This is a genomic window from Muribaculum sp. (assembly GCF_029051885.1).
GTDB lineage: Bacteria > Bacteroidota > Bacteroidia > Bacteroidales > Muribaculaceae > Muribaculum.
The window spans coordinates 18,343-27,311 of the sequence record NZ_JAIDKI010000055.1 but is presented as its reverse complement, the minus strand read 5'-3'; the positions used below and the strand labels follow the sequence as shown (position 1 = coordinate 27,311).

Sequence of the window (8,969 nt, the reverse complement as noted above, 5' to 3'; positions counted from 1 at the left end):
CATCCCGCCACCCCCTGTATGGTGATACGTTTGGGTCGGGCGGAGGCAATATGTCGTTTGTCGGAGGTAATCATATGTCGGTTATATAACAAAATTCCCGCTTGCCTCGTGGTTGAGGAGCGGGAATTTCTATGGTGATGTTTTATTATTGCTTATCATTAAGATTTTGCGCATGCCACTACCCGCTTCAATTTCCAGTGAAATAGAAGTAAGAAAAGTAGTATGCGTAAAATCGAGTCATCATATATCAGGTTGCTTTGATGCGACAAATTTATAGCAAACTTTTCAATCCCGCAATATTTTTGCGACAAAAGTTTCATTTCGCCAAACAAAATGCTCAAAAATGCTCAAATATCCCTAAAATATCACAATTCCCCACTCACAGCACCCTTGCGCACGACAGGACATACAACTCTACGACTGGCGACTGCTCACTGCATATCTCCCCGTGCCATCGCCATACACTCAGCCCAAGGGCACAACTTCATTGCATATATACCTGTGTACAACTCCTTGGGCACACTTACTTGCAGCAGCATATCACATTGCATGCATATGAACATATCTTTGCGCAACCTTTTTGTGCATTACAAAAAAGTTAACCTCGGAGTTGCAATACTCTAAAAGATTTTACGTACCTTTGCACACACAAAATAGACAACCTACATTGCCACAATAGCTCAGTCGGTAGAGCATTTCATTCGTAACGAAAAGGTCCGGGGTTCGAACCCCCGTTGTGGCTCAAACATCAACAAGCTGAGAATCAATCAACTAAAACAATTGGCTCTCAGCTTGTGTTGTATAACATCGCCCAAAATATTGCCGAATTAAAAGTTTTTGCCCAAATTTGAGCCGAAAAACGATACAAACTCAATTTAATAATGGCAGGCCTTTCGTTAAATGTTGAAAAAGCCAGGAGTACCGCCGTATAGCGACTATAGCAACGAGGGTATATGCTGTTTTGGTATTTAATTTTAATAATATTAATACTTATGGATTTACTGAGGACATGAGCAATCGTCAACCAATTCATATAGGGCACGAGATTGAATCTCGTATCAACGACCTGAATATTAGCAAATCAGAGTTTGCAAGAAGAATCGGCACGTCAAAACAAAACGTAACCAGAATACTTGAGAAAAAAAGTATTGACACAGCAGTCCTCATCCGGGACGGAGAGGTAATTGACTATAACTTTTTCAATCTATATGCTGACGTGAGTAATCAATCAATTGTACAGTCAATATACCATTCGGCGGCTTCACTCTCCGGGGATGCAATGGTTCTGAACATCGGTATTGCCACTAGGGACACCTACCTTGCCGCAGAAAACGCAGAACTGAAACACAAGTTGATTGAAGCACAGGAAAAGATTATCAAATTAATGGAGGAACGGAAATGAAGAAATACCATATTGCTGCTACATTATTTGCCATATTATGCTCTTGTAGCTCAAACAATGAAGAGTTCCCAACCCTCTTATATAGCGGTGAATTTATCAGTATCTATCCTGAGGTCGGTACTCTTCCAGATTCACATATTAATTGGTGGAGTGCATTTAATCCACAGATTGAGAATAAAGTTATTGGATATGACACAATCGTGTCTGACGGAAGTCATTTTAAAGACCTCGTAAACTATGAAGTATCAGGCAACTTTGGAAATTTGTCTATCCTAACCGAGAAGGAAGAAATCACTCGAATACTACAGATAACCATCTCTACGAAGACATTTACAGAGGGGGAGATTGGGAATTACGAAATCAGGCACAATGGTATTTTTCAAAAAGGAGAGCTAATGATTACCCTGTCAAATTTTCAATATGTTGAGCAATCATCAGCCGAAATAAGTAAAAACAAAGTTTCTGTCAGCCACGCCTTCGAAGGAAGTGCACCTCATTCATATGACAAGAGCATAATAATCCAAAATGCCCAAGAAGAATATGTGCTTAACAGCATCTCCGAAACACAAATTAGAATAGAACAGGTAAGACCTACTAAACGAGAAATAGGAGTTATCGAAAAGAACTGACATGAGCGAATGGAAACCGACCTCAATCCATGATGCTTTTGGAATCAAAAGGCAGACTTCCGGAGGTGATTATTTTTGGCGCATATTTGCAATTTGCGCTTTAATTGCCCTGTGCATTGTTGGATATTTAAATTCAAGAGAGCAGATACCGTCCTTTTGCTGACGATGATCTCATCATTAATACATCGAACACATCGTATAAAGAAAAAGGCTTGTTTCATACCTCCGACAGAAGTGACTATAGGCATGAGACAAGCTCTTTTTTATTTTCAGTAATTAACCCCATCCAATCTGTCAATGACTGCGATGCTGAGGCAGTCAGACGGAGACTCTACATCATCGGCCACTGCCAGGATGGTCAGCGGGCGGATGCGGCACGGCAGATTGGGGTGAGGGCGCCGGTGTCGGTATTGATGATGTAGCCGCCTACGGTCACGTCTTTGGCCATGAGTGGATGGTTGCGAATGAGGTCGACAGTCTCGCGTACGGCAAGCTCCGTGTCGTCAAAGCCGTGGAGCCATGCCTCCAGGTCGATACCGCAATGTTTCATAAGCGAGATATGCTCGTCGTCAACACCGCGAGCGCGCATGGCGTCGAGCATATGGTGAGGATTCATCCCCTGCACTCCGCAGTCGGTGTGGGCTATTACCATAATCTCTGTGACCCCAAGCTCATAGACGGCCACAAGCAGCGAACGCATGGTCGAGTCAAACGGGTTGGTGATTGTGCCGCCTGCATTCTTTATCATCTTTACATCACCGCCACGGATACCGAGAGCCGCCGGGAGCAGGTCGACCAGGCGAGTATCCATACATGTAACTATAGCAATCCCCTTGTCGGGATATTTGGAGGTGGCAAATCTGCGGGCTCCTTCCTCTTGTATAAACTGCGCGTTGTGACGCAGCATTTCTTCTATTATCATGGATAACTGTGGTTTGTGTAATTCAGTGCCCCAAAATTACTGAATTTTTTGATTCCTGCATATACTATGACGTCCAAATTCGGATAACAATTATTCATATCATTTATGTTAAATTTTGCTAAAATAGAAGGACCGATTAGTGTCTGAGTATACCTTCAGTTGTAAAACCTGACAGCAAGCCGAAATATGACTGCGGCTTGTAGTTAACCAATCAGTTTGTTTTACAAAACTTATTTCTTTTCTGCATTCCCTGATACCTGCCATGGGACACCGTCATAAAGATAACACCCACAGACATGCACGATTCGAGCGCATGCACACCATGTACTGCGGACGTATTTACAACTTTGTGTTGAAATTAACCCACGGTAACGAATACATGGCCGAAGAAATTACGCAGATTGTATTCATGAAACTATGGGAAAAATTTGACACAGTCTCCGACAGTGAAAGCCTGAGAAGCTACATGTTCTCGATAGCGCGCAATACTCTGCTCAACTATCTGAAGCATGAGACAATCGAATACATATACTACAACTATCTCAGAGATGTGTCGCACGAAGACCATACCACACAGGATGCCATCGACTCGGCTTTTCTCAACCAGTACGTGTCAACGCTTATTGACGAACTTCCTCCTGTAAGACAAAAGGTATTCAGGATGAGCCGTATACAATACCTCACCAACCGTCAGATTGCCCAGACTCTCGGCATATCGATTAGTACGGTTGAGACACACCTTACCCTTGCACTGAAATTTATGCGACAGGAGCTCAAACGGCGTTACGGCATAATATGTGACTTCATAATACTCGTGGCAATGCTCTCCTGCCATATCTAATTATCACCGCCCAACACTACACCGACAATGGAAGATAAAGACGACATACGGATGCTTGTAGAGAAATATCTTGACAACCGGGCCACTCTGTCAGAGCGGGCAAGAATAGACTCGTGGATTGAGGAGAACGAAGACCTTAACCACTGGCTGACAACACGCATCGAAAATACAGACCCTAAAATCGAGCCACAGCTCAGAGAACGACTTAATGCCGGCATATACAGTCTATACGATTCTGACTCAGCCACTGATATTGAGACTGATATCCAAATCCAGGACTCAGAGTCACGCAAGAGACAAAATATATGGCCACTTGCAGTAGCCGCATCGGTAATCATAATCGCGGCCATTACCGGAATACTTCTGTTCAGGAACGACAATCCGAGATATTCCATGCCGCTTACCGTAAGCACAAATGCCGGCGAACGCTCCCACATAATTCTGCCCGACGGCTCGTCGCTCACTCTCAACAACAAGACTGAAGTAAAGTACCATTACGATGAGTCGCTAAAGGAACGCACTCTCGCTCTATCGGGAGAAGCTACATTTGACATAGCGACCGACCCGGAGCACCCATTCGTTGTGACATGCGACGGTCTGCGCATAGAATGCCGCGGCACGTCGTTCAACGTCAAAGGCTATCACGACGAAGACAATGTAACGGTGGTATTAAGCGACGGTGTAATCACAGCAAGCACTCCCAACCAGTCGATAAAAATGAAACCGGGAAATAAGGTAAGTTATGACAAACATACCCGCAATCTGCAATCGACAATGGTCGACGCTGACGACTACACCGAATGGATTTCCGGATGCAGCCGATTCAACGACGACCGTCTTGACGACATACTGCGCTCGGTGTCGCGCTACTACGGCGTAACCATCAACATCATAACGCCATCTCTACGCGATGTGCGCCTTTCAGGAAGCATCGGCCGAAAATCTCTTGAAGAAACCCTTGGCATAATAGCCACAGCAGCCGAAGCCGAATACATGCTGGAGTCAGATTCGACAATATGCTTCTACAGGCAACCATGACCTACGAGAAAACCTACATAATCTTATTAATTTCATAAACCAATCCACATGTCTAAGAACAAGTATCTCAACCTACTGGTAATCATGCTTATGGCCGTATATGTGGCTGCATGCGGCGACGATGACGACAAGATATCCGAACCTAAATTCAGCAATATAGTAATCACCCCTGAAAAGGAGATATACCATGTAGGTGACATTGTCACCTGCTCAATCAACCGTACATCACCGGGCAACGGCGACCTGAGAGGCACCTCCTACTGGTGGTATACATCATGGTGGTTTGCCGACTCGGAGATGAAAGCCGACTTCCAGGAGTTTGCCGACGACAATGTCAACACCTCCTCACCTATTACCCTCACCACTCCCGGCCAGGTAACACTATATTTCTTCGGACGACTTGAATATCCACATTGGGACTGGCGCAAAATAGAAATAGGCCGCACAATCACCGTAGTGGAATAAGAGCATGCTCTAAAACCCATCAATGATTATCAACAAATCCACACCAGCCATGCATTTACGTAACAATCATACACTTAGGCGCACGGCTCTTGCCGTCACCGCCATGATGTCATGCGCATCGCTTTGGGCGGATATCACCGTATCCGTTTCAGCCATACCGCTGAAAAGCGCCATGAAAGAGATTGAAAAGGTATCTGACCTGCATTTCCTATACAAGTCAGACCTACCGGGGCTAAACAGACCTGTAACTTTGTCGGTAAAAGACGCAAGCAATAAAGCAACTCTCGACAAACTATTTGAGGGGAGCAGTCTGCGCTATAAAATCGAACATAACAATGCCGTGGTCGTATACCACGAGTCACAGCCGGTCAGTCTCGAGGAGCTGATGACCGACTCGTCCGCACAGACCATTGATATTACAGGAGTGGTCAGCGACGCTTCCGACGATCCCCTCATCGGGGCTACAGTCAAGGTCAAAGGCTCCGCCCTGGCAGTGGCAACAGACATCGACGGCCGCTTCTCTATTAAAGGAGTAAGAAAAGGCGCTGAAATAGAGGTGTCATATATCGGCTACGAGCCTGAAGAACTGACCGTATCCCATGCCGGGCAATACGACATTGTACTGCGCGAGGGAGCCACCGCTCTTGACGAAGTAGTAGTAGTAGGCTACGGACAGCAGAAAAAAGTCAACCTGACGGGAGCCGTCACTGTAGTAAAGGCCAAGGATATCAACGGACGTCCAACAGGCAATGCCGCTACAGCGCTCCAGGGAGCCGACCCGTCGCTCAACCTCAAGATGGGCTCGGGAGGTCCCGATGCAAGCGCGTCGATCAACATTCGTGGCGTGACGTCAATCAACGGAGGCTCGCCGCTCATACTTGTCGACGGCGTAGAGATGAATCTCGCCCGTATCAACGCCAACGACATCGAAAGCGTGTCTATTCTCAAGGATGCCTCGGCTGCGGCAGTATACGGTGCCAAAGCATCGGCCGGAGTGATACTCGTAACTACCAAGAGCGGACAGGAGGACGCAGCTCCAAAAGTATCGTTCGACCTTAAGGCCGGATGGATGCAGTCGACAGTGTCGACCGACTTCATATCATCGGGATATTGGTCAACATATATCAACGACCTTTTCATGAACCAGCAAAAGGGAGTCGACTATACCACATATGATGAATATGACTATGCCGAGCTATGGATGCGACTTGACCAGAATACCGAATCGCCCGAGCGTCCGTGGGCAATACCTACCGCCGACAACCACTACCGCTACTATGCCAACAATGACTGGTATGACCATTATTACCGAAAGAGTCGCCCGATGCAGGACTACAACCTATCGATTACCGGCGGCAGCAAACGCATAAACTACTACATCAGCGGACGAGCCTATATACATGACGGCAATCTTAAGGTGCAGAACGATGAGTTTAAATCATACTCCATGCGTGCTAAACTTGACATCAAGATTACCGACTGGCTAAAGTATAGCTTCAATACTTCATTCTTCGAATCCACCTACGAGCGGTCAGGCTCAAGCGACCTTAACGATTTCTTCTACCGCTCAGGCAACCATGCCCTATCGTCATTTCCGTCGACCAATCCCGACGGTACATCGCTGTGGGACATCTCCGGCATAATCACCAGAGGTACAGCCAAGGTCGGTGACGGATACAATGCTCTGATGAATTACGGGAAACACAAGAATAAAGATCAGAACCGCGAATATCTTGTAAAAAATCAGCTTACAGTCACTCCCGTAAAGAACCTGTCGATTGTAGCCGACTACTCCTATCTTTTCAGGTCGCTCAACCGTGAGATGCGACGTGTAAATGTACCCTACAGCAACACAATCGGCACCATTAACTGGATTACAGGTTCCGACGACTCCATGTGCTGGGACATGTTTACGCGAGGCATGACCCAGAACATTACCCAGACAATCAACGCCTACGCAACCTATAATCCGACCTTTGGCGAAAACCACCTAACCGTTACCGGCGGATTCAATGGAGAAATATACCGCCATCTGTATTTCAAGGGCGAGCGTCAGGATCTCATGAGTCCTGACCTCAACACCCTGAATATCGCCACAGGCGAGGTAAAGGATTTCAAAGACGAAATCCAGAACTCTGTCACCTACGGCTATTTCGCTCGTTTCAACTACGACTATGCCGGACGCTATCTTGTCGAACTCTCGGGTCGATACGACGGGTCGTCGCGCTTCTCAAGCAAACACCGCTGGGGTTTCTTCCCCTCCGCATCGCTCGGATGGCGCTTTACCGAAGAGCAGTTCATGCAAGGCATGTCGACATGGTGGAACAGCGGTAAAATACGACTTTCGGTCGGTACCCTCGGTAACCAGCAGGTAGGATACTACGATTATATCCAGAAACTGACTACCAATCAACTGATGGACGACATCACATTCGATGGTTCCACATACGTAAACTATGCCTCGGTGTCAGCGCCGCCGGCATCTGATCTCACTTGGGAGAAAGTCACCACATACAACGCCGGGCTTGATCTCAGCTTCTTTAACTCACGACTCAACTTCACAGGCGATATATTCATACGCGACACCAAGGACATGCTTACCTCAGGCTCACAGCTGCCCGCCGTGTATGGAGCATCGGTACCTAAGGCCAATTGCGCCGACCTGCGCACACGAGGATTTGAAATCGGGCTTACGTGGAATGACGATTTCCATCTGCTCGGCTCAAACTTCCACTATAGCATCGGCGGAGGCATTGGCGACGCCCGTTCCAAAATAACCAAATTCGACAACCCCGGACGCCTTCTCTCAAAGCACTATGCCGGAGAGGAAATCGGAGAAATTTGGGGATATGAAATCGACGGACTGTTCCAGACCAACGAGGAGGCTCTGGAATATATGTCGAAAGTCGACGGCTCGACATATGTATATTCCGACTACTACAGCTTCGGTCCCGACTCCTGGCGAGGCGTACGCGCAGGTGACCCACGTGTAGTAGACCTAAACGGCGACGGACTGATTACCCCCGGCGACAACACTGTCGACAATCCCGGCGACCGGAAAATTATCGGTAACACCACGCCGCGCTACAACTACAACTTCCGCGGGTCTGCCGAATGGAAAGGTATCGATATCTCTGTATTCTTCCAGGGAGTCGGCAAGTGCGACTGGTATCCCGGCAACGAGGCCCGTACATTCTGGGGCCCCTATTGCCGACCGTACAACGCATACATCCCCGAGGGATTCCTTGACAATGTATGGAGCGAGGACAACCGCGATGCCTACTTCCCCCGTCCCTGCGCTTACGCAGCCTATGGCTCAAAGAATCCGATGGGCAACGCTAATACGCGCTATCTACAGGATGTCAGCTACCTGCGTCTGAAAAATCTCACCATAGGATATACCCTCCCTGTGCTGCGACATACATTCCGCGAACTGCGTGTATACTTCTCCGGCGAAAATCTCTTCTATTGGTCGCCATTCAAGAAGTACTGCAAGACCATTGACCCGGAGACAGCCACCAACTCCGGCAAAAAGAGCAACGACGCCCTTACCTACGGATTTTCCAAGTCACTTACATTAGGTGTAAACATCGTATTCTAAATCAGAAATTATGAAATCTATATATAAGTATCTATGCAGTGTTCCGGCGATTGCTATCGTCTTAGCCTCAT

Annotated in this window: 7 protein-coding genes and 1 tRNA gene; 7 read left to right on the top strand and 1 reads right to left on the bottom strand. The window is 47.1% G+C overall.

Going from position 1 to position 8,969, the window contains the following annotated elements; genetic code table 11:
• Positions 1–669 precede the first annotated feature (669 nt).
• The 3 genes from K2I50_RS02520 (at position 670) to K2I50_RS02510 (ending at position 2,031) form a co-directional block, all read left to right on the top strand.
• Positions 670–742: transfer RNA gene (locus K2I50_RS02520), tRNA-Thr, on the top strand.
• A gap of 267 nt (positions 743–1,009) precedes the next feature.
• A complete protein-coding gene (locus K2I50_RS02515) occupies positions 1,010–1,402 on the top strand; it encodes a helix-turn-helix transcriptional regulator (protein ID WP_301024674.1) in 393 nt (130 codons plus the stop codon).
• Positions 1,399–2,031, top strand: a complete 633-nt coding sequence (locus tag K2I50_RS02510) for a hypothetical protein (protein WP_301024673.1) — start codon at positions 1,399–1,401, stop codon at positions 2,029–2,031. The genes K2I50_RS02515 and K2I50_RS02510 overlap by 4 nt, the downstream gene beginning before the upstream one ends.
• Before the next feature lie 358 nt (positions 2,032–2,389).
• On the opposite strand, the gene K2I50_RS02505 is transcribed toward K2I50_RS02510, so the two are convergent.
• Positions 2,390–2,950, bottom strand: coding sequence for a beta-class carbonic anhydrase (locus K2I50_RS02505; RefSeq protein ID WP_301024676.1), 561 nt, complete (start codon positions 2,948–2,950; stop codon positions 2,390–2,392).
• Positions 2,951–3,215: 265 nt separating this feature from the next.
• Here K2I50_RS02505 and K2I50_RS02500 point away from each other — a divergent pair, with 265 nt between their 5' ends.
• Genes K2I50_RS02500 through K2I50_RS02485 form a run of 4 tightly spaced genes read left to right on the top strand, consistent with a single transcriptional unit; the run spans position 3,216 to position 8,898 of the window.
• Complete coding sequence (locus K2I50_RS02500) at positions 3,216–3,794, top strand: RNA polymerase sigma-70 factor (protein WP_367279081.1); 579 nt, start codon at positions 3,216–3,218, stop codon at positions 3,792–3,794.
• 27 nt (positions 3,795–3,821) lie between these two features.
• Positions 3,822–4,832: a FecR family protein gene (locus K2I50_RS02495; protein ID WP_301024672.1), complete on the top strand. Its 1,011-nt coding sequence runs from the start codon at positions 3,822–3,824 to the stop codon at positions 4,830–4,832.
• Between the two features lie 48 nt (positions 4,833–4,880).
• A complete protein-coding gene (locus tag K2I50_RS02490) occupies positions 4,881–5,297 on the top strand; it encodes a hypothetical protein (protein WP_301024671.1) in 417 nt (138 codons plus the stop codon).
• Positions 5,298–5,319: 22 nt separating this feature from the next.
• Complete coding sequence (locus K2I50_RS02485) at positions 5,320–8,898, top strand: TonB-dependent receptor (protein ID WP_301024670.1); 3,579 nt, start codon at positions 5,320–5,322, stop codon at positions 8,896–8,898.
• The last annotated feature ends 71 nt before the right edge of the window (positions 8,899–8,969 follow it).